At 42.1% G+C, this 25,129-nt stretch carries 32 protein-coding genes and 1 other annotated feature; all 32 genes read left to right on the forward strand.

Annotated features, from left to right (window positions below; genetic code table 11):
• Position 1 precedes the first annotated feature (1 nt).
• Positions 2–511, forward strand: coding sequence for an NYN domain-containing protein (locus IMZ31_RS00640; protein WP_207528823.1), 510 nt, complete (start codon positions 2–4; stop codon positions 509–511).
• A gap of 136 nt (positions 512–647) precedes the next feature.
• On the forward strand, positions 648–1,253 hold the full coding sequence (gene sigH / locus IMZ31_RS00645; protein ID WP_242705694.1) for an RNA polymerase sporulation sigma factor SigH: 606 nt from the start codon (positions 648–650) through the stop codon (positions 1,251–1,253).
• Between the two features lie 60 nt (positions 1,254–1,313).
• The gene (rpmG, locus tag IMZ31_RS00650; RefSeq protein ID WP_256438013.1) at positions 1,314–1,478 is read left to right on the forward strand and encodes a 50S ribosomal protein L33; all 165 of its coding nucleotides are present in this window, start codon (positions 1,314–1,316) and stop codon (positions 1,476–1,478) included.
• A gap of 38 nt (positions 1,479–1,516) precedes the next feature.
• Positions 1,517–1,690, forward strand: a complete 174-nt coding sequence (gene secE, locus IMZ31_RS00655; protein ID WP_036787619.1) for a preprotein translocase subunit SecE — start codon at positions 1,517–1,519, stop codon at positions 1,688–1,690.
• Between the two features lie 135 nt (positions 1,691–1,825).
• The gene (gene nusG, locus IMZ31_RS00660; protein WP_036787617.1) at positions 1,826–2,359 is read left to right on the forward strand and encodes a transcription termination/antitermination protein NusG; all 534 of its coding nucleotides are present in this window, start codon (positions 1,826–1,828) and stop codon (positions 2,357–2,359) included.
• 144 nt (positions 2,360–2,503) lie between these two features.
• Positions 2,504–2,929, forward strand: a complete 426-nt coding sequence (gene rplK / locus IMZ31_RS00665; RefSeq protein ID WP_036787615.1) for a 50S ribosomal protein L11 — start codon at positions 2,504–2,506, stop codon at positions 2,927–2,929.
• 112 nt (positions 2,930–3,041) lie between these two features.
• A complete protein-coding gene (gene rplA, locus IMZ31_RS00670) occupies positions 3,042–3,737 on the forward strand; it encodes a 50S ribosomal protein L1 (protein WP_207528825.1) in 696 nt (231 codons plus the stop codon).
• 48 nt (positions 3,738–3,785) lie between these two features.
• Positions 3,786–3,937, forward strand: a sequence feature (ribosomal protein L10 leader region).
• Positions 3,938–4,004: 67 nt separating this feature from the next.
• A complete protein-coding gene (rplJ, locus tag IMZ31_RS00675) occupies positions 4,005–4,505 on the forward strand; it encodes a 50S ribosomal protein L10 (protein ID WP_207528826.1) in 501 nt (166 codons plus the stop codon).
• Positions 4,506–4,556: 51 nt separating this feature from the next.
• Positions 4,557–4,916: a 50S ribosomal protein L7/L12 gene (gene rplL, locus IMZ31_RS00680; RefSeq protein WP_036787606.1), complete on the forward strand. Its 360-nt coding sequence runs from the start codon at positions 4,557–4,559 to the stop codon at positions 4,914–4,916.
• Between the two features lie 121 nt (positions 4,917–5,037).
• Entirely contained in the window at positions 5,038–5,652 is a 615-nt protein-coding gene (locus tag IMZ31_RS00685; RefSeq protein ID WP_207528827.1) for a class I SAM-dependent methyltransferase, read from the forward strand.
• Between the two features lie 324 nt (positions 5,653–5,976).
• The gene (gene rpoB, locus IMZ31_RS00690; protein ID WP_207528828.1) at positions 5,977–9,525 is read left to right on the forward strand and encodes a DNA-directed RNA polymerase subunit beta; all 3,549 of its coding nucleotides are present in this window, start codon (positions 5,977–5,979) and stop codon (positions 9,523–9,525) included.
• A 64-nt stretch (positions 9,526–9,589) separates the two neighbouring features.
• The gene (rpoC, locus tag IMZ31_RS00695) at positions 9,590–13,207 is read left to right on the forward strand and encodes a DNA-directed RNA polymerase subunit beta' (protein WP_207528829.1); all 3,618 of its coding nucleotides are present in this window, start codon (positions 9,590–9,592) and stop codon (positions 13,205–13,207) included.
• 146 nt (positions 13,208–13,353) lie between these two features.
• Complete coding sequence (locus IMZ31_RS00700) at positions 13,354–13,605, forward strand: 50S ribosomal protein L7ae-like protein (protein WP_036787597.1); 252 nt, start codon at positions 13,354–13,356, stop codon at positions 13,603–13,605.
• Between the two features lie 107 nt (positions 13,606–13,712).
• Positions 13,713–14,126 (forward strand): 30S ribosomal protein S12, encoded by a 414-nt coding sequence (gene rpsL / locus IMZ31_RS00705; protein ID WP_188655925.1) that lies wholly within the window; start codon positions 13,713–13,715, stop codon positions 14,124–14,126.
• A gap of 55 nt (positions 14,127–14,181) precedes the next feature.
• Positions 14,182–14,652: a 30S ribosomal protein S7 gene (gene rpsG, locus IMZ31_RS00710; RefSeq protein ID WP_188655924.1), complete on the forward strand. Its 471-nt coding sequence runs from the start codon at positions 14,182–14,184 to the stop codon at positions 14,650–14,652.
• Positions 14,653–14,697: 45 nt separating this feature from the next.
• Positions 14,698–16,776, forward strand: a complete 2,079-nt coding sequence (gene fusA, locus IMZ31_RS00715; RefSeq protein WP_207528830.1) for an elongation factor G — start codon at positions 14,698–14,700, stop codon at positions 16,774–16,776.
• A gap of 133 nt (positions 16,777–16,909) precedes the next feature.
• Positions 16,910–18,100 (forward strand): elongation factor Tu, encoded by a 1,191-nt coding sequence (tuf, locus tag IMZ31_RS00720; protein WP_207528831.1) that lies wholly within the window; start codon positions 16,910–16,912, stop codon positions 18,098–18,100.
• A gap of 417 nt (positions 18,101–18,517) precedes the next feature.
• Positions 18,518–18,826 carry a 30S ribosomal protein S10 gene (gene rpsJ, locus IMZ31_RS00725; protein ID WP_036787781.1) on the forward strand — a complete coding sequence of 103 codons (309 nt, stop codon included), beginning with the start codon at positions 18,518–18,520 and terminating at the stop codon, positions 18,824–18,826.
• 29 nt (positions 18,827–18,855) lie between these two features.
• Positions 18,856–19,485, forward strand: coding sequence for a 50S ribosomal protein L3 (rplC, locus tag IMZ31_RS00730; protein ID WP_036787779.1), 630 nt, complete (start codon positions 18,856–18,858; stop codon positions 19,483–19,485).
• A gap of 24 nt (positions 19,486–19,509) precedes the next feature.
• The gene (rplD, locus tag IMZ31_RS00735; protein ID WP_207528832.1) at positions 19,510–20,130 is read left to right on the forward strand and encodes a 50S ribosomal protein L4; all 621 of its coding nucleotides are present in this window, start codon (positions 19,510–19,512) and stop codon (positions 20,128–20,130) included.
• Positions 20,130–20,420 carry a 50S ribosomal protein L23 gene (gene rplW / locus IMZ31_RS00740; protein WP_036787774.1) on the forward strand — a complete coding sequence of 97 codons (291 nt, stop codon included), beginning with the start codon at positions 20,130–20,132 and terminating at the stop codon, positions 20,418–20,420. The genes rplD and rplW overlap by 1 nt, the downstream gene beginning before the upstream one ends.
• A 34-nt stretch (positions 20,421–20,454) precedes the next feature.
• Positions 20,455–21,285 carry a 50S ribosomal protein L2 gene (rplB, locus tag IMZ31_RS00745; protein ID WP_036787772.1) on the forward strand — a complete coding sequence of 277 codons (831 nt, stop codon included), beginning with the start codon at positions 20,455–20,457 and terminating at the stop codon, positions 21,283–21,285.
• 57 nt (positions 21,286–21,342) lie between these two features.
• On the forward strand, positions 21,343–21,621 hold the full coding sequence (rpsS, locus tag IMZ31_RS00750; RefSeq protein WP_036787770.1) for a 30S ribosomal protein S19: 279 nt from the start codon (positions 21,343–21,345) through the stop codon (positions 21,619–21,621).
• A 19-nt stretch (positions 21,622–21,640) separates the two neighbouring features.
• Entirely contained in the window at positions 21,641–21,982 is a 342-nt protein-coding gene (gene rplV, locus IMZ31_RS00755; protein ID WP_036787768.1) for a 50S ribosomal protein L22, read from the forward strand.
• Between the two features lie 3 nt (positions 21,983–21,985).
• The gene (gene rpsC / locus IMZ31_RS00760; protein WP_036787766.1) at positions 21,986–22,624 is read left to right on the forward strand and encodes a 30S ribosomal protein S3; all 639 of its coding nucleotides are present in this window, start codon (positions 21,986–21,988) and stop codon (positions 22,622–22,624) included.
• Between the two features lie 18 nt (positions 22,625–22,642).
• Positions 22,643–23,077, forward strand: coding sequence for a 50S ribosomal protein L16 (gene rplP / locus IMZ31_RS00765; RefSeq protein WP_207528833.1), 435 nt, complete (start codon positions 22,643–22,645; stop codon positions 23,075–23,077).
• A complete protein-coding gene (rpmC, locus tag IMZ31_RS00770; RefSeq protein ID WP_036787762.1) occupies positions 23,067–23,264 on the forward strand; it encodes a 50S ribosomal protein L29 in 198 nt (65 codons plus the stop codon). Before rplP ends, rpmC begins: the two co-directional genes overlap by 11 nt.
• Before the next feature lie 29 nt (positions 23,265–23,293).
• Positions 23,294–23,557 carry a 30S ribosomal protein S17 gene (rpsQ, locus tag IMZ31_RS00775; RefSeq protein WP_036787760.1) on the forward strand — a complete coding sequence of 88 codons (264 nt, stop codon included), beginning with the start codon at positions 23,294–23,296 and terminating at the stop codon, positions 23,555–23,557.
• Between the two features lie 43 nt (positions 23,558–23,600).
• Positions 23,601–23,969, forward strand: a complete 369-nt coding sequence (rplN, locus tag IMZ31_RS00780) for a 50S ribosomal protein L14 (protein ID WP_036787758.1) — start codon at positions 23,601–23,603, stop codon at positions 23,967–23,969.
• Positions 23,970–24,007: 38 nt separating this feature from the next.
• Positions 24,008–24,319 carry a 50S ribosomal protein L24 gene (gene rplX, locus IMZ31_RS00785; RefSeq protein WP_207528834.1) on the forward strand — a complete coding sequence of 104 codons (312 nt, stop codon included), beginning with the start codon at positions 24,008–24,010 and terminating at the stop codon, positions 24,317–24,319.
• 25 nt (positions 24,320–24,344) lie between these two features.
• A complete protein-coding gene (gene rplE / locus IMZ31_RS00790) occupies positions 24,345–24,884 on the forward strand; it encodes a 50S ribosomal protein L5 (RefSeq protein WP_036787754.1) in 540 nt (179 codons plus the stop codon).
• Between the two features lie 31 nt (positions 24,885–24,915).
• Positions 24,916–25,101, forward strand: coding sequence for a 30S ribosomal protein S14 (gene rpsN, locus IMZ31_RS00795; RefSeq protein ID WP_036787751.1), 186 nt, complete (start codon positions 24,916–24,918; stop codon positions 25,099–25,101).
• Positions 25,102–25,129: the final 28 nt, after the last annotated feature.

Consider the following 25,129-nt stretch of genomic DNA (forward strand, 5'->3'; position numbering starts at 1 on the left):
AATGGTAGTTCTCATTGTAGATGGATACAACATTATAGGGGCTTGGCCAGAGCTTCAATCTTTAAAAGATCATGACCTTGGCCAAGCCCGTGATCTATTAATCGAAAAGATGGCCGAATATCGAGCCTTCTCCAAATACAGAGTCATCGTGGTCTTTGATGCATACTATGTGCAAGGTATAGAGAAAAAGCGAAAAAATTATGACGTTGAAATTGTCTTTACGAGAGAAAATGAAACAGCAGATGAGCGAATAGAAAAGCTAGTTCAGGAAGTTAAAAACATTAGGACGCAAGTATATGTTGCAACTTCGGACTACACAGAACAACGAACGATATTTGCTCAAGGCGCTTTACGCTTATCAGCAAGAGAACTTCATATCGAGATGAAAAATATAGAAAAAGAGATTCAAAACGAAGTAAAGTCTTATAATCAGGTTCAAAACAAGTCTAAAATACCGATAAAAAAAGAAGTGTTAGATGTGTTTGAAAAGTGGAGAAGAGGCGAAAAGTAATGCCAGCTTGTGTTGACGCTTCTGAAACGCTTACTGTATAATATTTCTATATATCGAGTGTAGTACGGTCGGGGGGAATCCTTACGTGATCATCGGACAAGTGGAGAAGGACATCAAGGATTTGGATTTTGAGCAAATGTCAGACGAAGATGTCGTTGTTTATGTGCATAAAGGAGATAGTCGAGCTTTAGAACATTTGATTAATAAGTATAAAAATTTTGTACGTGCTAAAGCCCGCACATATTTTCTAATTGGCGCAGACCGAGAAGATATTGTGCAGGAAGGAATGATCGGATTGTATAAAGCAATTCGAGATTATCAAGAGGACAAGCTTTCCTCGTTTAAAGCCTTCGCAGAACTTTGTGTAACTCGCCAAATTATAACTGCCATTAAAACCGCCACTAGACAGAAACATATACCGCTTAATTCTTATGTTTCTTTAGACAAACCCATCTATGATGAAGAGTCCGATCGAACATTGTTGGACGTAATAGCCGGTGCAAAAGCCTTAGATCCCGAGGAATTGATTATAAACCAGGAACGGTTTGGTGACATGGAATATAAAATGTCAGAATTGTTAAGTGATTTAGAAAGAAAGGTTCTGAGTTTATATTTAGATGGCAGATCCTATCAGGAGATCTCGGTGGATTTAGACCGCCATGTTAAGTCCATCGATAATGCATTACAACGGGTGAAGAGGAAGCTTGAGCGATACCTTGAAATCAGTGAAATTACGCTCTGACACTACGTTGACAGCCTTATAATCCCATGGTACATTAATGGAAGTGACTAAAACCCTGGAATGGGGCGGAGAAATATGCGAAAAAAGGTAGTCTTAGCGTGTGTTGAATGTGCAAGTCGTAACTACTCAACAAATAAGAACTCGAGCATCAATCCTGAGCGACTTGAAGCACGAAAGTATTGTAAGAATTGCGGCAAACACACCCTGCACCGGGAGACAAAATAACGAGGAAGCCTTACGGGTGAAAGTTTGGGGGTACTAGCATGTTCAAGTTTTTCAAAAACGTTTCTCGAGAAATGCAAAAAGTCAGTTGGCCTAAAGGGAAAGAACTTTCTAAATACACTGTAACGGTTATTTCAACCGTGGCTTTTGTTGCTGTCTTCTTTGCAGTAGTAGACTTAGGGATTTCGTGGATTCTTGAATTGATTACCGAATAAAGCACTTATGTTTATGTTATAATGTTATTAATACGTTTCTTGCTCAAAAAACCCGTTTAACGGGTTTTTTCATGTTGATCAAAAAACGAAACTTAACTATGAGGGAGGGAAGGGCAAACCGTTTGTCCTGAAACTATGGAAAAAAGATGGTATGTTGTACACACTTATTCTGGTTACGAGAATAAAGTGAAAACAAATTTAGAGAAACGTGTGGATTCTATGGGAATGGAAGATAAAATCTTCCGTGTAATTGTCCCTGAAGATGAAGAAACGGAAATTAAAAACGGTAAACGTAAGACCGTTAAAAAGAAGACTTTCCCCGGCTATGTGTTGGCGGAAATGGTAATGACGGATGATTCTTGGTATGTTGTACGCAATACACCAGGAGTAACAGGTTTCGTTGGATCTACTGGTTCAGGTTCGAAGCCTACCCCTCTCTTGGAAGAAGAAATGGAAACAGTTCTTAAGCGAATGGGAATGGATGAGCCACTCCAAGATATTGGCTTTGAAGTGAAAGAAAGTGTCCGTGTAACAGAAGGACCTTTCGCAAACTTTACTGGTTCTATTGAATCCATTGACTTAGACAAGCAAAAGGTTAAAGTACACGTTAATATGTTCGGGCGCGAAACCCCAGTTGAGCTTGAGTTTTCTCAAATTGAAAAATTATAATGGGGACCCCCTTGCATTCTTTCTGGAAAAATGCTAGAATTTTTATGTTCTTAATGCCTCGAGAAAGAGGATTTATGTGTATATGATTGAGTGGGAGGGGAATATCCCCTGTAACCACATCACGGACTTAAGGAGGTGTGTCTCGTGGCTAAAAAAGTTATTAAAGTTGTAAAACTACAGATTCCTGCAGGTAAAGCCAACCCGGCTCCACCAGTTGGACCAGCACTAGGTCAAGCAGGTGTTAACATCATGGGTTTCTGTAAGGAATTTAACGCACGTACAGCAGATCAAGCTGGTATGATCATTCCGGTTGAAATTACGGTGTTTGAAGACCGTTCATTTACATTCGTCACTAAAACTCCGCCTGCTGCCGTTCTTCTTAAAGATGCGGCTGGCATTAAATCCGGATCAGGCGAACCGAACCGCAATAAAGTTGCAACAATTAAGCGCGACAAAGTACGCGAAATTGCTGAAACAAAAATGCCTGACCTAAATGCTGCTGACGTGGATGCAGCTATGCGCATGGTTGAAGGTACAGCGCGTAGCATGGGACTTGTTATCGAGGACTAATCCCACAGCGGCTCTGGATTGAGTAAGGTTGCGAGGTGGGGGATTTCCGCATTTCGCAACCTTTATTCGTGGGAGGTAAAACCGTTAAAACCACAACGAGGAGGAAAATGAAATGGCTAAAAGAAGCAAAAGATACCAAGAAGCTTTAAAATTAGTAGATAAATCAAAAGCTTACGACTCTCAAGAAGCAGTCAAGCTAGTTAAAGAAACATCGAAAGCAAACTTTGATGAAACAGTTGAAGCTGCTTTCCGTCTAGGGGTAGACCCTAAGAAAGCGGACCAACAAATCCGTGGCGCTATGGTACTACCACACGGAACTGGTAAATCCCAACGTGTTCTAGTTTTCGCTAAAGGTGATAAAGCGAAAGAAGCAGAAGCAGCGGGTGCAGACTTCGTAGGTGAGCAAGACCTAATCAACCAAATCAACCAAGGTTGGTTTGAATTTGATGTAGTTGTAGCAACTCCAGACATGATGGCTGAAGTTGGTAAACTAGGTCGCGTACTTGGACCAAAAGGTCTAATGCCTAACCCTAAAACAGGAACTGTAACATTCGATGTTGAAAAAGCTGTTAACGAAATCAAAGCAGGTAAAGTTGAATACCGCGTTGATAAAGCAGGAAACATCCATGTACCAATTGGTAAAGTTTCCTTTGAAAATGACAAATTAGTTGAGAACTTCACAGCGATCACTGAAACGCTAATGAAGGCGAAGCCTCAGGCTGCTAAAGGAACTTACATGCGTAACGCATCAGTAGCTTCCACAATGGGACCTGGTGTACGCGTAGACATTTCTTCTTTCAAAAGCTAATTTGGCATTGACTTTTCAATAGCGCTTAGCTATAATATTCAATGTTGCAAATATGAATACGTTATACCGTAGACAGTAGGTGCGCTTGTCGCTTAATTTCCTACCGAGGTGTGTTGATATACGTGATAGTTGTTCGCTGATAGCTATCATCAACTCATGTGCCTTCTTGTCTACCTTGAAGGCACATTTTTTATGACTTATATCGCGAGCCTTTTATGAACCTTGGCACCCTAACGGTATGATGAAAAGTCAATAGGAGGTGGAACGATGAGCAGAATTATTGAACACAAGAAACAGCTTGTTTCTGAAATTGCTGATAAACTTCAGAACAGTAAATCTACAGTACTTGTAGATTACCGCGGGCTAGACGTTGATACGGTAACGAATCTTCGTCAACAACTTCGTGAAGCTGGCGTAGACTTCAAAGTGTACAAAAACACAATGACTCGCCGTGCGACAGCAGAAGCAAACTTAACTGAGCTTGATGATGTATTAGTTGGACCAACAGCACTTGCATTCAGCGAGGACGACGCTGTATCCCCTGCTAAAATTATCAACAGCTTCGTTAAAGAAAACGACGCTCTTGAAATCAAAGGTGGCGTTATCGAAGGTAGTGTTGCAAGCGTTGAGCAAATCAAAGAACTTGCAGAACTTCCGGACGCAAACGGACTTGTATCTATGCTACTTTCTGTACTACAAGCTCCAATGCGCAACTTCGCACTTGCAACAAAAGCTGTTGCAGACCAAAAAGAAGAACAAGGCGCTTAATAGCCTAATAGGCACGTCTAATAATTATATTTATTACAAGGAGGATATATCATGACTAAAGAACAAATTATCGACGCGATCAAAGAAATGAACGTTCTTGAACTTAATGATTTAGTAAAAGCAATTGAAGAAGAATTTGGAGTAACTGCTGCAGCACCTGTAGCTGTAGGTGGCGGCGCTGAAGAAGCTGCTGAAGAGCAAACTGAATTTGACGTTGTTCTTGAAGACGCTGGTTCTTCTAAGATCAAAGTAGTTAAAGCAGTTCGCGAAATCACTGGACTTGGACTTAAAGATGCTAAAGACTTAGTAGACAACGCTCCAAAACCAGTTAAAGAGGGCATTGCTAAAGAAGAAGCTGAAGAAATGAAAACTAAGCTTGAAGAAGCAGGCGCTAAGATCGAACTTAAGTAAGATAAAGCACAAAAAGCTCGCTGGATAACGGCGAGCTTTGCTTTTGTTATACATTAGGTTTTTTTAGCATTATACTCAAAATCTTATGTAAAACATATTGCAAGATGGGTAGGTGTTATGGATGGCAGAACACTATTATTCAAAAAATCCTGAATCTAAGAGTGCTCCAAAGTCATGGACGTTCAACTTACGAGGAAGAACGCTTAACTTTAGCACAGATCAAGGAGTATTTTCTAAAGACGAAGTAGATTTTGGGTCTAGAACCTTAATAGAAACGTTTGCTGAACCAGAGATCAATGGAGAATTTCTTGATCTGGGCTGTGGATATGGCCCCATAGGTCTTTCCCTCGCTCTGGATTTCCCAGATCGTAAAGTTGTTATGGTAGATGTTAACGAGCGAGCGACTCAATTAGCTCAAGACAACGCAGCAAAGAACAACGTAAAGAATGCAGATATATTACAAAGTGATCAGTTTTCTGCTATAAAACATCAGAGCTTTGCGGCAATCGTAACGAATCCACCTATTAGAGCAGGAAAGAAAGTTGTTCATTCCATGTTCGATCAAAGTCACCGGGCTCTTCTCCCAGGAGGCGAATTGTGGGTTGTCATTCAAAAGAAACAAGGTGCTCCATCTGCTAAGCAACATTTAGAAGAATTATTCGACCAGGTAACGATTGAAAAGAAGGCGAAGGGTTACTTTATTCTTAAGGCGAAAAAGTTTGACTCCGAAATTTAGTTGTGATAGTATTGAAAAATGCCAATATATAAGTTTCTATGTCAAGAGTTTTTTTAAAACTTTTTACGTATAAATGCCTTCCGTTAGGCAAGACTGGTAAAATCGAATAAACAAATCGTATATTGTGGTTTTCTTATAGAAACCCTTTTTTCTTTTGTCTAACGTTAAGGAAAACGGAAATTTTCAATTACACTCGTCATGTACGAGTGTAACTATAGATTAACCTGGTGCAGGAGAGATCTTTCTGTGCTAGCTAGTTCGGCATGCCATTTTTGCCGGACAATTTTTTCTTTATTAAAATGCTTGATTTGAGGGGTGAATCAGTTGACAGGTCAACTAGTTCAGTATGGACGACACCGCCAGCGCAGAAGTTATGCGCGTATCAGCGAAGTACTCGAGTTACCAAATTTAATTGAAATTCAAACTGCTTCTTATGATTGGTTCTTAGAAGAAGGTTTGAGGGAGATGTTCCAAGACATTTCACCAATTGAGGACTTTACAGGTAATCTTTCTTTAGAGTTTGTAGATTACACACTCGGAGAGCCAAAGTATCCTGTAGACGAATCAAAAGATCGAGATGTCACATATTCAGCTCCTCTTCGCGTTAAAGTACGCTTGCTCAATAAAGAAACTGGCGAAGTTAAAGAGCAGGAAGTGTTTATGGGTGATTTCCCACTGATGACTGGTACAGGTACTTTCGTCATTAATGGTGCAGAGCGTGTAATCGTATCTCAGTTAGTTCGTTCTCCAAGTGTCTACTTTAATCCTAAAGTTGATAAGAACGGTAAGAGAGGGTATACAGCTACTGTAATCCCTAACCGTGGTGCTTGGTTAGAATTCGAAACAGATGCAAAAGACGTAGTTCACGTACGTATTGATCGTACCCGTAAACTTCCGATTACAGTCTTATTGCGTGCTCTAGGCTTTGGTACAGACCAAGAGATTATTGATCTAATTGGTGAGAACCAATACCTTAAGAATACGCTTGAGAAAGATAATACGGAAAATAGTGAGAAAGCTCTTTTAGAAATTTATGAGCGACTTCGCCCTGGTGAACCACCAACAGTAGAAAATGCGAAGAGTTTACTTGTTTCACGCTTCTTTGATCCTAAGAGATATGACCTTGCACACGTTGGTCGTTACAAGATTAATAAGAAGTTGCACATCAAGAATCGCCTATTTAACCAAGTGTTAGCTGAGACATTGGCTGATCCGGAAACAGGTGAAATCCTTGCAAACAAAGGGGATAAACTAGATCGCCGCTTATTAGACAAGATCCTACCATATCTAGAAGGTTCTGAAGAGAATCTTGGAGATGAATTCGTAGAACCTCATGATGGTGTACTAGATGATCCTATGAAGATTCAAAACATTAAGATCGTAGACCCTACAGACCCTGAAGGGGAGAAAACTCTTAATGTAATCAGTAATGCAAATGTTGATGACAGTACTAAGAACATCACACCTTCTGACATTCTTTCTGCAGTAAGTTACTTCTTTAACTTACTTCATAATGTAGGTGGCACGGACGATATTGACCACTTAGGTAACCGTCGTCTTCGTTCAGTTGGTGAGCTTCTGCAGAACCAATTCCGTATTGGTCTATCTCGTATGGAGCGTGTAGTACGTGAGCGTATGTCGATTCAAGATACTGCTTCTATTACACCACAACAGCTGATCAACATTCGCCCAGTTATTGCTTCTATTAAAGAGTTCTTTGGTAGTTCTCAGTTATCCCAGTTCATGGACCAAACGAATCCACTGGCAGAATTAACGCACAAACGCCGTCTTTCTGCATTAGGACCTGGTGGTTTAACTCGTGAGCGTGCAGGTTTTGAAGTACGTGACGTTCACTATTCCCACTATGGACGTATGTGTCCGATTGAAACGCCAGAGGGACCAAACATTGGTCTTATTAACTCTCTTTCTTCTTATGCAAAAGTAAATAAATTTGGCTTTATCGAAACACCATATCGTCGTGTTGACCCTGAAACAGGGAAAGTAACAGCCCGAATAGATTACTTGACTGCTGACGAAGAGGACAACTATGTAGTTGCTCAGGCAAACGCAAAGCTAGAAGAAGATGGATCATTCCAAGACGAGGAAGTAATCGCTCGTTTCCGTGGTGAGAACACTGCAGTTAAACGTGAGCGCATTGACTACATGGACGTATCGCCTAAGCAGGTTGTTTCTGCAGCGACAGCGTGTATTCCTTTCTTAGAAAACGATGACTCCAACCGTTCCTTAATGGGTGCGAACATGCAACGTCAAGCTGTACCTTTAATGGAACCTGAATCTCCACTAGTGGGTACTGGTATGGAATATGTATCAGGTAAAGACTCAGGTGCTGCTGTTGTAGCGCATCATGAAGGAATTGTAGAACGTGTAGACGCTAAGGAAGTTCTTGTTCGTCGTATCTCAGTAGTAGACGGAAAAGAAGTAGAAGGCGATCTAGATCGCTATCGCTTCCAGAAATTTATCCGTTCAAACCAAGGTACTTGTTATAACCAGAAACCAATCGTTAGCGCTGGTGATCGTGTTGAAAAAGGAGAAATCCTTGCTGATGGTCCTTCCATGGAAAAAGGTGAGCTTGCACTAGGTAAAAACCCTCTTGTTGCCTTTATGACATGGGATGGTTATAACTATGAGGATGCGATTATCATGAGTGAACGTCTTGTAAAAGATGACGTTTACACTTCTATTCATATTGAAGAGTATGAATCAGAAGCTCGTGATACGAAATTAGGGCCAGAAGAAATCACGCGTGATATCCCTAACGTGGGTGAAGATGCACTTAAGGACCTTGACGATCGCGGAATCATCCGTGTAGGTGCTGAAGTAAGTGACAGCGATCTGTTAGTTGGTAAAGTAACGCCTAAGGGTGTGACTGAATTATCAGCAGAAGAACGTCTGTTACACGCAATCTTTGGTGAGAAAGCACGTGAAGTACGTGATACATCTCTTCGTGTTCCACACGGCGCTGGTGGTATTGTACTTGATGTTAAGATCTTTAATCGTGAAGATGGAGACGAACTACCACCTGGTGTAAATCAGTTGGTGCGCGTTTACATCGTTCAAAAGCGTAAGATCTCTGAGGGTGACAAAATGGCTGGTCGTCACGGTAACAAAGGTGTAATCTCGAAGATTCTTCCAGAAGAAGATATGCCTTACCTGCCAGACGGAACACCAGTTGATGTCATGTTAAACCCACTAGGTGTACCATCACGTATGAACATTGGTCAGGTACTAGAGTTACACTTAGGTATGGCTTCACGCCTACTAGGTGTGCGTATGGCTACGCCAGTATTTGATGGTGCTCGTGAGGAAGACGTATGGGAAACACTACAAGAAGCTGGTATGGCAAGAGATGCGAAAACAATTCTTTATGATGGACGTACTGGTGAACCGTTTGACAACCGTGTATCTGTGGGTGTCATGTACATGATTAAACTTGCACACATGGTTGATGACAAACTTCACGCGCGTTCTACTGGACCTTACTCTCTTGTTACGCAACAACCATTGGGTGGTAAAGCTCAATTTGGTGGACAGCGTTTCGGTGAGATGGAGGTATGGGCACTTGAGGCATACGGTGCTGCATATACACTTCAAGAGATCTTAACTGTTAAGTCTGATGACGTTGTTGGCCGTGTTAAAACGTATGAATCAATTGTTAAAGGCTCTAATGTACCTGAACCTGGCGTACCAGAATCATTTAAAGTATTGATTAAAGAGCTACAAAGTTTAGGTATGGACGTTAAGATGCTAACAGCAGATGAATCTGAAATTGATTTACGCGATATTGAAGAAGAAGAAGCGCAATCAGCAGAAAAGCTAAACGTTGAAGGCGATCCTAAAGACGAAATAGAGTAAGAGCTTATGACACTGGACTCTAAGCTTAGGGTAAAACCTGGAGATTATAAGGGAGGTAGGCCCCTTGCTAGATGTAAACAACTTTGAATATATGAAGATAGGTTTAGCTTCGCCTGATAAGATTCGTTCTTGGTCATTTGGTGAAGTGAAGAAACCAGAAACCATTAACTATCGTACGTTAAAGCCGGAGAAAGACGGTTTGTTCTGTGAACGTATTTTCGGTCCTACAAAAGACTGGGAATGTCATTGTGGTAAGTACAAGCGTGTTCGTTACAAAGGAATCGTTTGTGATCGCTGTGGCGTAGAAGTAACCAAAGCGAAAGTACGTCGTGAGCGTATGGGGCACTTAGAATTAGCTGCCCCTGTCTCTCACATTTGGTACTTTAAAGGAATTCCTAGTCGTATGGGACTTGTTCTTGATATGTCACCTCGTGCTTTAGAAGAAGTAATCTACTTCGCGGCATATGTGGTAACAGATCAAGGTGATACGGCTCTTGAGAGAAAGCAGCTACTTTCTGAGAAAGAATACCGTACGTATCGTGAGAAATACGGTAAGTCCTTCCAGGCTCTAATGGGTGCGGAAGCGATTCGTAAATTGCTTCAAGATATCGATCTAGAGAAGGAAGTAGAAACTCTTAAAGAAGAATTGAAAACTGCTCAGGGTCAGCGTCGTACTCGCGCCATTAAGCGTTTAGAAGTGCTTGAGGCTTTCCGTGGATCAGGTAACGACCCATCTTGGATGATCTTAGACGTTCTTCCTGTAATTCCACCGGAAATTCGCCCGATGGTACAACTTGACGGTGGACGTTTTGCGACATCTGATTTAAACGACCTATATCGTCGTGTAATTAACCGTAATAACCGTTTGAAGCGTCTTTTAGATCTTGGAGCTCCTACGATTATCGTTCAAAACGAAAAACGTATGCTACAAGAAGCTGTAGACGCCTTGATTGATAACGGCCGACGTGGCCGTCCGGTTACTGGACCAGGAAACCGTCCTCTTAAGTCCCTTTCCCATATGCTGAAAGGTAAACAAGGTCGTTTCCGTCAGAACTTGCTTGGTAAACGTGTAGACTACTCTGGTCGTTCTGTAATCGTCGTTGGACCTAGTCTGAAGATGTATCAGTGTGGTTTACCGAAAGAAATGGCTCTAGAACTATTTAAACCATTCGTAATGCGCGAATTAGTCGATCGTGGACTTGCTCACAACATCAAGTCTGCTAAACGTAAAATAGAACGCATTCACCCAGAAGTTTGGGATGTTCTAGAAGAAGTGATTAAAGAGCACCCGGTTCTTCTAAACCGTGCCCCTACACTTCACCGTCTTGGTATTCAAGCGTTCGAACCAACACTTGTAGAAGGACGTGCAATTCGCCTCCACCCATTAGTATGTACAGCATATAACGCTGACTTTGATGGTGACCAAATGGCTGTTCACGTACCACTATCTGCGGAAGCACAAGCGGAAGCTCGTATCTTAATGCTTGCTGCGCAAAACATCCTGAATCCTAAGGATGGAAAGCCGGTAGTTACACCTTCCCAGGACATGGTTTTAGGTAACTATTATTTAACACTAGAGCGCGAAGACGCTATTGGTGAAGGTAAAGTATTTAAGGATACTGACGAAGCTTTAATTGCTTATCAGAATGGATATGTCCACCTACACACACGTGTAGCTGTTCATGCTCGTTCATTAAATAATGGAACATTCACTGAAGAACAAAACAGCCAGCTGTTATTAACAACTGTTGGTAAGTTAATCTTCAACGAAATTCTACCTGAATCTTTCCCTTACATTAATGAACCGACTCAAAGTAACCTTGAAGGCAAAACGCCTGAGATGTACTTCATTGAGAAGGGTACAGATGTTAAAGAGGAAATCAAAAAACGTGAATTAGTTTCTCCTTTCAAGAAGAAGATTCTTGGGAACATTATCGCAGAAGTCTTTAAACGCTTTAAGATTAGTGAAACGTCTAAAATGCTTGACCGCATGAAGGACCTAGGTTTCGCTTATTCAACTAAAGCTGGTATCACTGTTGGTGTATCTGACATCGTGGTACTTCCAGAGAAACAAACCATCCTTGAAGAAGCTCAAGGTAAAGTAGACAAAGTTATGAAGCAGTTCCGTCGTGGTTTGATTACAGATGATGAGCGTTATGATCGCGTTATTGCTATTTGGTCAGCGGCCAAAGACGATATTCAAGATCGATTAATGCATACACTTGATCCTGCCAACCCAATCTTCATGATGAGTGATTCCGGAGCTCGTGGTAACGCATCTAACTTCACACAGTTAGCTGGTATGCGTGGTCTTATGGCCAACCCGGCTGGTAAGATCATCGAACTTCCGATCAAATCAAGTTTCCGTGAAGGTCTGACGGTTCTAGAGTACTTCATCTCTACACACGGTGCTCGTAAAGGTCTTGCCGATACAGCACTAAAAACAGCCGACTCGGGTTACCTTACTCGTCGTCTAGTTGACGTAGCACAAGATGTTATCGTCCGTGAAGATGACTGTGGCACTGACCGAGGCTTAGAAGTGGCTTCCCTTACTGAAGGTACAGAAATGATTGAACCGCTGATTGACCGTCTAATTGGACGTACGGCATTCAAGACAGTTCTCAATCCAGAAACAGGCGAAGTAATGGCCACTCGTGATCAGATCATTACAGAAGACATGGCACGTTCTATTGTGGATGCTGGCGTTGAAAAAGTAACGATCCGTTCTGCATTTACATGTAATACTCGTCATGGTGTTTGTAAGAAATGTTACGGCCGTAACTTAGCAACTGGATCTGAAGTTGAAGTAGGAGAAGCAGTTGGAATCATCGCCGCGCAATCAATCGGTGAGCCAGGTACACAGCTTACAATGCGTACCTTCCACACAGGTGGTGTAGCCGGAGATGATATCACGCAAGGTCTTCCTCGTATCCAAGAGCTATTTGAAGCTCGTAACCCTAAAGGTCAAGCTGTAATCAGTGAGATACATGGTACGGTTGAGGAAGTTAATGAAGTTAAAGAAAAGCTCGAAATCACTGTGCAAGGCGAAGTAGAAAAACGTAGTTACACAGCTCCATATGGTGCTCGTATGAAAGTAACTGTTGGTGATTCTGTCAAAGCTGGTGAAGAGCTAACTGAAGGTTCTGTTGATCCGAAAGAATTACTGAAGATCCAAGGTGTAGAAGGCGTTGAAATGTATCTTCTACGTGAAGTTCAAAAAGTTTACCGTATGCAAGGTGTAGAAATCGGTGATAAACACGTTGAAGTAATGGTTCGCCAGATGCTTCGTAAGGTGCGTGTTCTTGATGCCGGTGATACGGATGTACTTCCTGGCTCACTACTTGAGATCCACCAATTCCGAGAAGCAAACCGTGACGCACTTGTAGAAGGCAGCCAACCAGCAGTTGGTCGTCCGGTTCTACTAGGAATCACGAAAGCGTCTCTAGAAACGGATTCATTCTTGTCCGCCGCATCCTTCCAGGAGACAACTCGTGTCCTAACTGATGCTGCTATCAAAGGAAAACGTGACGAATTGCTAGGACTTAAAGAAAATGTTATTATTGGTAAGTTGGTTCCGGCCGGTACAGGTATGCCTCGCTACCGTTCAGTTCAACCAGCATCCGATGAATTAACAGAAGATATGATTAAAGCTGAAGAGCCTGAAGAGATCCCACAGTCTTAATTTTGTAATAGTAAGCTGATGAAGCAAGTGATAATCTAGGAGGCATCTAGAAAAAATATTCTAACCACGTTGACATTATGTGATGCGGGTGATACTATATTCTAGGTGCTTCCATTTATCCTTGTTACTTTGGAGGATATAGTTAAATGTCTTATGAAAAAGTAGCACAGGCTAAGTCGAATGTAGTAATTGGAACAAAGCAAACCATGAAAGCTATAAAGCATGGTCAAGTTCAAGAAGTTATTGTTGCTGATGATGCTGATCAGCATGTAACGGCTAAAGTACTGCGACTCGCAGAAGAGTTTGAAACTCCATTCGCACGAGTAGATTCAATGGACAAATTGGGTAAAGCTTGTGGGATTGATGTGGGAGCAGCTGTAGTAGCGATAAAGCAATAAAGTTTTGGCGGAAAGGCAAACTTTCGCGAAAGCTTTGTTTTTTGCTTATTTATGAACCACCTGGATGTGTGGTATTACAAACCTTAGTTTGAAGGGAGGAAAATTAAATGCCTACTATTAACCAATTAGTACGTAAAGGTCGCGTTTCTAAAAAGAAAATGTCAGACTCTCCAGCGCTTAACAAAGGCTATAACAGCTACAAGAAGAAGTTCACAGATCTTTCTTCTCCACAAAAGCGTGGTGTTTGTACACGTGTTGGTACGCTAACGCCAAAGAAACCGAACTCTGCACTTCGTAAATATGCTCGTGTTCGTTTAACGAACAGCATCGAAGTAACAGCGTATATCCCTGGTATCGGCCACAACCTACAAGAGCACAGTGTTGTTCTTATCCGTGGTGGACGTGTTAAAGACTTACCGGGTGTACGTTACCACATTGTACGTGGTGCTCTTGACACTGCTGGTGTTGAAGGCCGCATGCAAGGTCGTTCTAAGTACGGAACGAAAAAACCTAAAAAATAAGGCAATTTAACTTGCACTTAATAAAACTTCAGTAAGATTGAAAGGAGGGGACCGTATGCCACGTAAAGGACCAGTACCAAAGCGTGATGTATTGCCAGACCCAATGTACAACTCAAAGCTTGTAACTCGCCTGATCAACCAAATCATGGTGGATGGTAAACGCGGTAAAGCACAAAAAATTCTTTATAAAGCATTCGAACTAGTACAAGAGCGTAGTGGAAACGACGCAATGGAAACTTTCGAACAAGCTCTTAAGAACGTAATGCCAGTACTAGAGGTTAGAGCACGTCGTGTAGGTGGATCTAACTATCAAGTACCTGTTGAAGTACGTCCAGAGCGCCGTCAAGCACTTGGACTTCGTTGGGTTGTTAACTATTCTCGTCTACGCGGTGAGAAAACAATGGAAGAACGTCTAGCTAACGAAATCCTAGATGCAGCAAATAACACTGGTGCTTCTGTTAAGAAGCGCGAAGATGTTCACAAAATGGCTGAAGCAAACAAAGCATTTGCTCACTACCGTTGGTAATAACGAACGTCAAACTATATCACCCAATAGGGAGGAGAAGAACGCATGCCTAGAGAGTTCTCCTTGGAAAAGACACGTAATATCGGTATCATGGCTCACATCGATGCTGGTAAAACCACTGCTACAGAACGTATCTTGTTCTATACAGGTCGTATCCACAAGCTAGGTGAAACGCACGAAGGTGCGTCTCAAATGGACTGGATGGAGCAGGAACAAGACCGTGGTATCACAATCACTTCTGCAGCAACAACTGCTCAGTGGAAAGACCACCGCATCAATATCATTGATACACCTGGACACGTAGACTTCACAGTAGAAGTTGAACGTTCCCTACGTGTACTTGATGGTTCTGTGGCTGTACTAGACGCTCAGTCTGGTGTAGAACCACAAACAGAAACAGTATGGCGTCAGGCTACTACCTACGGTGTTCCGCGTATTGTTTTCATTAACAAGATGGACAAAGTAGGAGCTGACTTCCTATACTCTACTGGTACACTTCAGGATCGCCTTGGCGCGAACGCTCATCCAATCCAATTACCAATTGGTGCAGAAGATGAGTTTGAAGGAATTATCGATCTAATCGGTATGCAAGCTTATTTCTACGAAGATGACTTAGGTACACGTCTTGAAGCACGTGAAATCCCTGACGAATACAAGGAACAAGCTGAAGAATACCGTGGCAAGCTAATTGAAGCTGTTGCGGAATCTGATGAAGAATTAATGATGAGATACCTTGAGGGCGAAGAATTCACAAACGAAGAGCTTATGACTGCAATTCGTCAAGCTACTTTAAACGTTGATTTCTACCCAGTTCTATGTGGTTCTGCCTTTAAGAACAAAGGTGTTCAATTATTAATCGATGCTGTACTTGACTACCTTCCATCTCCACTGGACGTACCTCCAATCGAAGGTTTCGTTCCACGTACTGAGGAACAAGTAGTTCGTAAAGCAGACGACAAAGAGCCATTCTCAGCTCTTGCCTTTAAGGTAATGACAGACCCATACGTTGGTAAGTTAACATTCTTCCGCGTGTACTCTGGTGTATTATCTTCTGGTTCATACGTTAAGAACTCTACAAAAGATAAGCGTGAGCGCGTAGGACGTATTCTACAGATGCACGCTAACTCTCGTGAAGAGATCTCTGAAGTATACACAGGAGATATCGCAGCTGGTGTTGGTCTTAAAGATACAGCTACAGGTGACACTCTATGTGATGAAAAGAACCTTGTAATCTTAGAATCCATGGAATTCCCTGAGCCAGTAATCTCTGTTGCGATCGAACCGAAGTCTAAAGCTGACCAAGATAAGATGTCAATCGCTCTTGGTAAGTTGGCTGAAGAAGATCCAACATTCAAGACGGAAACAAACGTTGAGACTGGTCAAACGATCATCTCTGGTATGGGTGAACTTCACCTAGACATCATCGTTGACCGTCTTCGTCGCGAGTTCAAAGTAGAGGCTAACATCGGTAACCCACAGGTTGCTTACCGTGAAACGTTCCGCGGATCTGCAAACGTTGAAGGTAAGTTCGTACGTCAGTCTGGTGGTCGTGGACAATACGGTCACGTATGGATGACATTCGAGCCAAACGAAGAAGGCGCTGGCTTTGAATTCCAAAACAAAATTGTTGGTGGTGTAATTCCTCGTGAATACATCGCATCAGTACAACAAGGTGTCGAAGAAGCTATGGAAAACGGTGTTGTTGCCGGTTATCCACTAATCGACATTAAAGCAACGCTATTCGATGGTTCTTACCACGATGTAGACTCCAACGAAATGGCTTATAAAGTTGCTGCTTCAATGGCACTTAAAGAAGCGAAAAATAAATGTAAACCAGTTCTTCTTGAACCAATGATGAAAGTTGAGATTGTAATCCCAGAAGAATACATGGGAGACATCATGGGTGACGTAACTTCCCGTCGTGGACGTGTAGAAGGTATGGATACTCGTGGTACTGCTCAACTTGTTAAAGCATTCGTACCTCTTTCTGAAATGTTCGGTTATGCAACAAGTCTTCGTTCTAACACGCAAGGTCGCGGAACGTATACTATGCACTTCTCTCATTATGAAGAAGTACCGAAGAGCATTTCTGAAGAGATTATCAAGAAAAATTCTGGTCAGTAATTGATTTTTTCGTAAATCTCAAGTATAACTTGTATTGTACGTATAGGAGCTAGTTGTCATTTGGCAGTTAGCTCTTGTACAACAAATATATTAACAATAACATTTTTTTATATTTAAAGGAGGAAGTTTTAGAATGGGTAAAGAGAAATTTGACCGTTCCAAGTCCCACGTTAACATTGGGACTATTGGACACGTTGACCATGGTAAAACTACATTAACTGCAGCAATCACTACTTGCTTACACCAGCGCTCTGGTTCTGGTACAGCAATGGCGTACGACCAAATTGACGGTGCTCCAGAAGAGCGCGAGCGCGGTATTACAATCGCAACAGCTCACGTTGAGTACGAAACTGAAACTCGTCACTATGCACACGTTGACTGCCCAGGTCACGCTGACTACGTTAAGAACATGATCACTGGTGCAGCACAAATGGACGGCGCGATCCTAGTTGTATCTGCAGCTGACGGTCCAATGCCACAAACTCGTGAGCACATCCTACTTTCTCGTCAGGTTGGTGTACCTGCGATCGTAGTATTCCTTAACAAGTGCGACATGGTAGACGACGAAGAGCTACTTGAACTAGTAGAAATGGAAGTACGTGACCTTCTTGGCGAATACGACTTCCCTGGTGACGATGTACCAGTAGTTAAAGGTTCTGCTCTTAAAGCTCTTGAAGGCGAAGAGCAATACGTTAACGCAATTTTCGAACTTATGGACGCTGTTGACGAGTACATCCCAACTCCAGAACGTGACAACGACAAGCCATTCATGATGCCAGTTGAGGACGTATTCTCAATCACTGGTCGTGGTACAGTAGCAACTGGCCGTGTTGAGCGTGGTTCTGTTAAAGTTGGCGATGAAATTGAAATCATCGGTATGGCAGAGGAAGCATTCAAGACTACAGTAACTGGTGTTGAAATGTTCCGTAAGCTTCTTGACTATGCTGAAGCTGGTGACAACATCGGTGCACTACTTCGTGGTGTTAACCGTGACGACATCAACCGCGGTCAAGTACTAGCTAAGCCTGGTACAATTACACCTCACCATAAGTACAAAGCAGAAGTTTATGTACTTTCTAAAGAAGAAGGTGGACGTCATACTCCATTCTTCAACAACTACCGCCCACAGTTCTACTTCCGTACTACGGACGTAACTGGTGTTATCCAACTTCCTGAAGGCGTAGAAATGGTTATGCCTGGGGACAACGTAGAAATGGAAGTTGAACTTATTTCTAAAATCGCTATCGAAGATGGAACTAAGTTCTCTATCCGTGAAGGTGGCCGTACAGTAGGCGCTGGCGTTGTATCTACAATCATTGAATAGTCTTATTTAATGAATAAAGCAGTGAGCTATAAAGCTCGCTGCTTTTTTTGTTTCATAACTTTCAAAAGATCGAGTTTCTACTATATATATATGTGTTTTAAAAACAAACATGATGTATTTTATGCTTTAACTTGTTTTATGGAAGGTAAATTACAAAGAAACCTAATAAATAAGGTATGCCCCCTTGAAAACAAGGAAATACCTTTGTATAATAATAAAAGTGCAATCACATACGGAAAAATTAATTTGTTATTGCATTTGTGCCCATTATTTATTATAATAAGTAATGTTGGTCATAAAAGGCGATGAAGCGAAAGGTTGCTGAAACACCCGGCCCCTTTGCCATGGCGGGTCATTCAGGTTAAATTTTCGTGGAGAATGTCTGTTACTAAAATAGGCGAAAAAGGAGGGAAAATAATGGCAAAAGAGAAGATTCGTATTCGTTTAAAGGCGTATGATCACCGTATTTTAGATCAATCCGCTGAAAAGATCGTGGACACTGCGAAGCGTTCAGGAGCTAATGTTTCTGGTCCAATCCCGCTTCCGACAGAGCGTTCAATCTACACAGTGCTTCGTGCGGTACACAAATACAAAGATGCTCGTGAGCAATTTGAAATGCGTACACACAAACGTCTAATCGATATCGTAAATCCAACACCACAAACGGTTGACTCGCTAATGCGTTTAGATTTACCATCTGGTGTGGACATCGAAATTAAACTATAAACTATATGAATAAATAGGAGGTGTGACGGATGACGAAAGGAATCTTAGGTCGTAAAGTCGGTATGACACAGCTTTTTGATGAAACTGGCGAATTAGTACCAGTAACAGTTGTTCAAGCTGATCAAAACGTTGTACTACAGAAGAAAACTTCTGAAAATGACGGTTATGAAGCTGTTCAGATCGGTTTTGCGGACAAACGAGATAAATTAGCTAACAAAGCTGAGAAAGGCCATGCTGGTAAAGCTGAGGCTGCTCCTAAGCGCTTCGTTCGTGAATTCCGTGATGCAAACCTTGAAGACTTCGATTTAGGTCAAGAGGTTTCTGTAAACGTATTTGCAGCTGGTGATGTAATCAACGTTACTGGTATTTCGAAGGGTAAAGGTTTCCAAGGTGCGATTAAGCGCCACAATCAAGGTCGCGGACCTGAAACTCACGGTTCTCGTTACCACCGTCGTCCAGGTTCTATGGGACAAATGGACCCAGGACACGTTTTCAAGGGTATGAACCTTCCAGGTCAAATGGGTGGCGAACAAGTCACAATCCAAAACCTTGAAGTAGTTAAAGTTGATGAAGAGCGTAACCTTCTTCTTATCAAAGGTAACGTACCTGGTGCTAAGAAGTCTTACGTGAAAATCACAAGTGCAAATAAGGCTAACTAATACAATACGAAGGGAGGATATGTCATGCCTAAAGTAGCACTATTTAACCAAAGCGGTTCTCAAGTAGGCGATCTAGAGTTGAATGAGTCCGTTTTCGGTATTGAGCCAAACACACATGTAATGAACGAAGCAGTATTAATGCAGCGTGCTTCATTACGTCAAGGTACTCATTTAGTTAAAAATCGCTCTGAAGTAAGTGGCGGAGGACGCAAACCATGGCGTCAAAAAGGAACTGGACGTGCGCGTCAAGGTTCAATTCGTTCACCACAATGGGTAGGCGGAGGAACTGTATTTGGTCCAACTCCACGTAGCTACAGCTACAAACTACCTAAAAAAGTTCGTCGTTTAGCTTTAAAATCTGCTCTTTCCCAAAAAGCTGCTGACAACGATCTAATCGTTCTAGAGAGCCTTTCCTTTGAAGCTCCTAAAACAAAAGAAGTTGTTAACATGCTTAAAGGTCTAGATGCTAAAGAAGCAATCATTGTTACTGCTAACGTCGAAGAAAACGTAGTACTATCAGCTAATAACATCCAAGATGTTAAAGTACTAACTGTTGAACAAGTTAACGTTCTTGACTTGTTAACGCATGACAAGCTGATCTTAACTAAAGAAGCAGCTGAAAAAGCAGGGGAGGTGCTTGCATAATGAAGAACCCACGTGATATTATAAAGCGCCCTGTAATTACAGAAAGATCTGCGGATCTAATGGCTGAGAAAAAATACACGTTTGAAGTTAGCCCTAAAGCTAATAAAACTGAAATCAAAGAAGCTATCGAAGTAATCTTTGGTGTTAAAGTTGAAAAAGTAAACACAATGAACCTTAATGGTAAATTTAAGCGTATGGGACGTTATGGAGGTTACCGTGCCGACCGCAAAAAAGCAGTCGTTAAGTTAACTCCAGACAGCCAAGACCTTGAATTCTTCGAAGGTGCATAAATAAAAAATTGATAAATAAAGGAGGGAAATAAAGATGGCGATTAAAAAGTTTAGACCAACTACAAACGGTCGTCGCAGCATGTCAGGTTCTGATTTCGCTGAGATCACTACTGATCAACCAGAAAAATCCTTGCTAACTCCACTACACGGAAAAGGTGGACGTAACAACCAAGGTCGGTTAACAGTTCGTCATCAAGGCGGCGGTCATAAGCGTCAATACCGTATGATCGACTTCAAACGCGACAAAGATGGAATACCAGGACGCGTTGCTACAGTTGAGTACGATCCTAACCGTTCCGCTAATATTGCTCTAATCAACTATGTGGATGGTGAAAAACGTTACATCCTAGCTCCTAAAGGTCTTAAAGTAGGAACTGAAATTATTTCTGGTTCTGAAGCTGACATCAAGGTAGGTAACGCGTTAACACTTCAAGATATCCCAGTTGGTACAACAGTTCACAACATTGAACTTAAACCAGGACGCGGTGGACAAATCGCTCGTTCAGCTGGTGCATCAGCACAAATTCTTGGACGTGAAGGTAAGTACACTCTAGTTCGTCTTAAATCTGGTGAAGTTCGCCTAGTTCTAGGTACTTGCCGCGCTACAGTAGGTCAAGTAGGTAACCTTGAGCATGAACTTATCAACGTAGGTAAAGCCGGTCGTTCTCGTTGGAAAGGTATCCGCCCAACAGTTCGTGGTTCTGTTATGAACCCAGTAGATCACCCACACGGTGGTGGTGAAGGACGCGCGCCAATCGGGCTTCCATCTCCAATGTCACCATGGGGCAAACCTACACTTGGAAAGAAAACACGCAAACGCAACAAGTCGTCTGATAAATATATCGTACGTCGTCGTAAAAAATAATCGGGATAGACGTCGGGTGAGTTAACTCGACTGTCAATCACGAAGGGAGGTTTATGCATGGGTCGTAGCCTAAAAAAGGGACCTTTCGTTGATGATCATTTAATGAAAAAAGTTGAAGGTTTGAATGAGAGCGGACAACATCAGGTTATTAAAACTTGGTCTCGTCGTTCTACAATCTTCCCTAACTTTGTGGGTCATACTATCGCAATTTATGATGGACGCAAACATGTACCTGTATATGTTACAGAAGACATGGTAGGCCACAAACTTGGTGAGTTCGCACCAACACGTACGTTCAAAGGCCACAGTGGCGATGATAAGAAAACAAAACGCTAAATGAGAGGAGGCACACAAGATGCAAGCCAAAGCCGTTGCGAAATCCGTTCGTATTGCTCCTCGTAAAGCTCGTTTGGTTATTGATTTAATTCGAGGAAAAAAGGTTGGGGAAGCAATTGCAATTCTGCGTCACACAGAGCGTGGAGCTTCACCAGAGATTGAAAAAGTACTAAACTCTGCTATTGCAAATGCGGAGCATAACTATGAAATGGACCCGGATAGTCTAGTAGTATCTGAAGCTTTTGTTAACGAAGGCGTAACTCTTAAACGTTTCCGTCCACGTGCGATGGGACGCGCAAGTCAGATTAACAAACGTACTAGTCATATCACGGTCGTTGTATCAGAAAAGAAGGAGGGATAATCAGTGGGTCAAAAAGTTAATCCAGTAGGTCTGCGTATTGGTGTCATTCGTGACTGGGAGTCAAAATGGTACGCTGGCAAAGACTATGCAGATTTACTTCATGAAGACATTAAGATTCGTGAATATGTAGAACAGCGTCTACAAGATGCTTCTGTATCTACTATTGAAATCGAACGTGCTGCGAACCGCGTTAACGTTACTATCCACACTGCGAAGCCAGGTATGGTAATTGGTAAAGGTGGTTCTGAGGTTGAAGCACTTCGTAAATCTCTAAATGATCTATCTGGCAAACGTGTTCACATCAACATCGTTGAAGTGAAAAAAGCTGATTTAGACGCAGCATTAGTTGCTGAGAATATTGCACGTCAACTAGAAAACCGTGTATCATTCCGTCGCGCTCAGAAACAAACTATCCAACGTGCTATGCGTGGAGGAGCGAAAGGAATTCGTACTCAGGTATCTGGTCGTCTAGGCGGAGCTGACATTGCTCGCGCAGAATCTTACAGTGAAGGTACTGTACCACTACACACACTTCGCGCAGACATCGATTACGGTACTGCAGAAGCTGACACTACTTACGGTAAACTTGGTGTCAAAGTGTGGATCTACCGTGGAGAAGTCCTTCCATCAAAACGAAACTAAGGAAGGGGGAAAAGCATAATGTTAATGCCAAAACGCGTAAAATATCGTAAGCAACACCGTGATAGTTTAGCAGGCCGTGCGAAAGGCGGTACTACAGTAGCTTTCGGTGAATTCGGACTACAGGCTGTTGAACCAGCACGTATTACAAGCCGTCAAATCGAGGCAGCTCGTATTGCTATGACTCGTTCTATGAAACGTGGCGGTAAAGTATGGATTAAAATCTTCCCAGACAAGCCTTACACAGCGAAGCCCCTAGAAGTACGTATGGGTTCCGGTAAAGGTGCACCTGAAGGTTGGGTAGCAGTTACGAAACCAGGCAAGATCATGTTTGAAGTTGCTGGAGTTTCTGAAGAAGTAGCACGTGAAGCATTACGTCTTGCTTCTCACAAACTGCCGATCAAAACGAAGTTTGTAAAACGTGAAGAAATTGGTGGTGAGATCAATGAAGGCTAATGAAATCAGAGAACTAACCACTGCCGAAATTGAACAAAAAGTTACGTCTCTTAAAGAAGAGCTATTTAACCTACGCTTCCAGCTAGCAACTGGTCAACTTGAAAACACTGCTCGCATCCGTCAAGTACGTAAGTCAATCGCGAGTATGAAAACCGTTGTTCGCGAAAGAGAGCTAGGCGCTAAATAATCGATAAACCGAGAGGAGGTTAGCCTCAAATGAGTGAACGCAATAATCGTAAGGTTTACACTGGCCGTGTTGTTTCAGATAAAATGGACAAAACGATTACTGTACTAGTTGAAACGTATAAGTTCCACCAACTATATGGTAAGCGTGTTAAATATTCTAAGAAATTCAAAACTCACGACGAGCAAAATGCTGCAAAACTTGGCGATGTCGTTAAAATTATGGAAACTCGTCCGCTATCCGCTAGCAAACGTTTCCGTTTAGTTGAAATCGTTGAAGAATCAGTTATTATCTAATATTGTTCGTAGGGGATGAAACCCGAAGGGAGGTAACAACCGTATGATTCAACAGGAAACTTCTTTAAAAGTTGCAGACAACTCTGGTGCTCGTGAAGTTCAAACCATCAAAGTACTAGGTGGATCTGGCCGTAAGACTGCCAATATTGGTGATATTATTGTTTGTTCAGTGAAACAAGCAACACCAGGAGGCGTTGTCAAAAAAGGTGAAGTAGTACGCGCGGTTATCGTACGTACAAAGAGCGGTGTTCGCCGTAAAGATGGATCTTATATCCGTTTCGATGAAAATGCTGCAGTAATCATCCGTGACGACAAAGGCCCACGTGGTACTCGTATTTTCGGACCTGTTGCACGTGAACTTCGTGATAAGAAATTCATGAAGATTGTATCACTTGCGCCAGAAGTATTATAAATACTCGAACTATTGCCTTGTAAGGAGGTGCCACAACAATGCATGTAAAAAAAGGTGACAAAGTCATGGTGATCACTGGTAAGGATAAAGGCAAGCAGGGAACGATCCTAGAAGCTTACCCGAAAAAAGAGCGTGTCCTTGTTGAAGGCGTAAATGTTGTTAAAAAACATGCGAAGCCATCACAAGACAACCCTCAGGGCGGTATCCTAAGCCAAGAAGCACCGATTCATGTGTCGAACGTTTTACCAGTTGACCCTAAATCAGGGGATGCTACACGCGTCGGTTATGAAGTGCGTGATGGAAAGAAAGTTCGTATCGCTAAAAAATCAGGTGAATCTTTAGATAAATAAATAGCGATGAAAGGAGGGCTACGTGATGAATCAACTTAAACAACAATATCAAGATGAGATCGTATCAAGCTTGATGAATAAATTCGAATATGACTCTGTGATGGAAGTACCTAAGGTCGAAAAGATCATCATCAACATGGGTGTTGGTGACGCAGTACAAAACGCAAAAGCGTTAGACAACGCTGTTGAAGAGTTAGAATTAATCTCTGGTCAAAAACCACTAATCACAAAAGCGAAGAAGTCAATTGCTGGTTTCCGTCTACGTGAAGGAATGCCGATCGGCGCGAAAGTAACCCTTCGTGGTGAGCGTATGTATCAATTCCTACAAAAATTAATCGCTGTTTCTTTACCACGTGTACGTGACTTCCGCGGTATCTCAAACAAAGCGTTTGACGGTCGCGGTAACTACACTCTAGGTGTTAAAGAGCAATTAATTTTCCCAGAGATCAATTATGATAAAGTAAGCAAAGTACGCGGAATGGACATTGTTATTGTTACAACTGCTAACAATGACGAAGAAGCGAGCGAATTATTAACTCAATTCGGTATGCCTTTCCAGAAATAAGCTACTCAAGCTTTAATAAGGAGGGAAAATTGTGGCTAAAAAATCAATGATCGCGAAACAACAGCGTAAACAAAAGTTTAAAGTACAAGAGTACACACGTTGCGAACGTTGTGGTCGCCCACATTCTGTACTACGTAAGTTTAAGCTTTGCCGTATTTGTTTCCGTGAACTTGCATACAAAGGTCAAATTCCTGGTGTCAAAAAAGCAAGCTGGTAATCCCCAATTAGGGAAGGAGGTAATCACA

This window comes from Pontibacillus sp. ALD_SL1, from assembly GCF_017355605.1.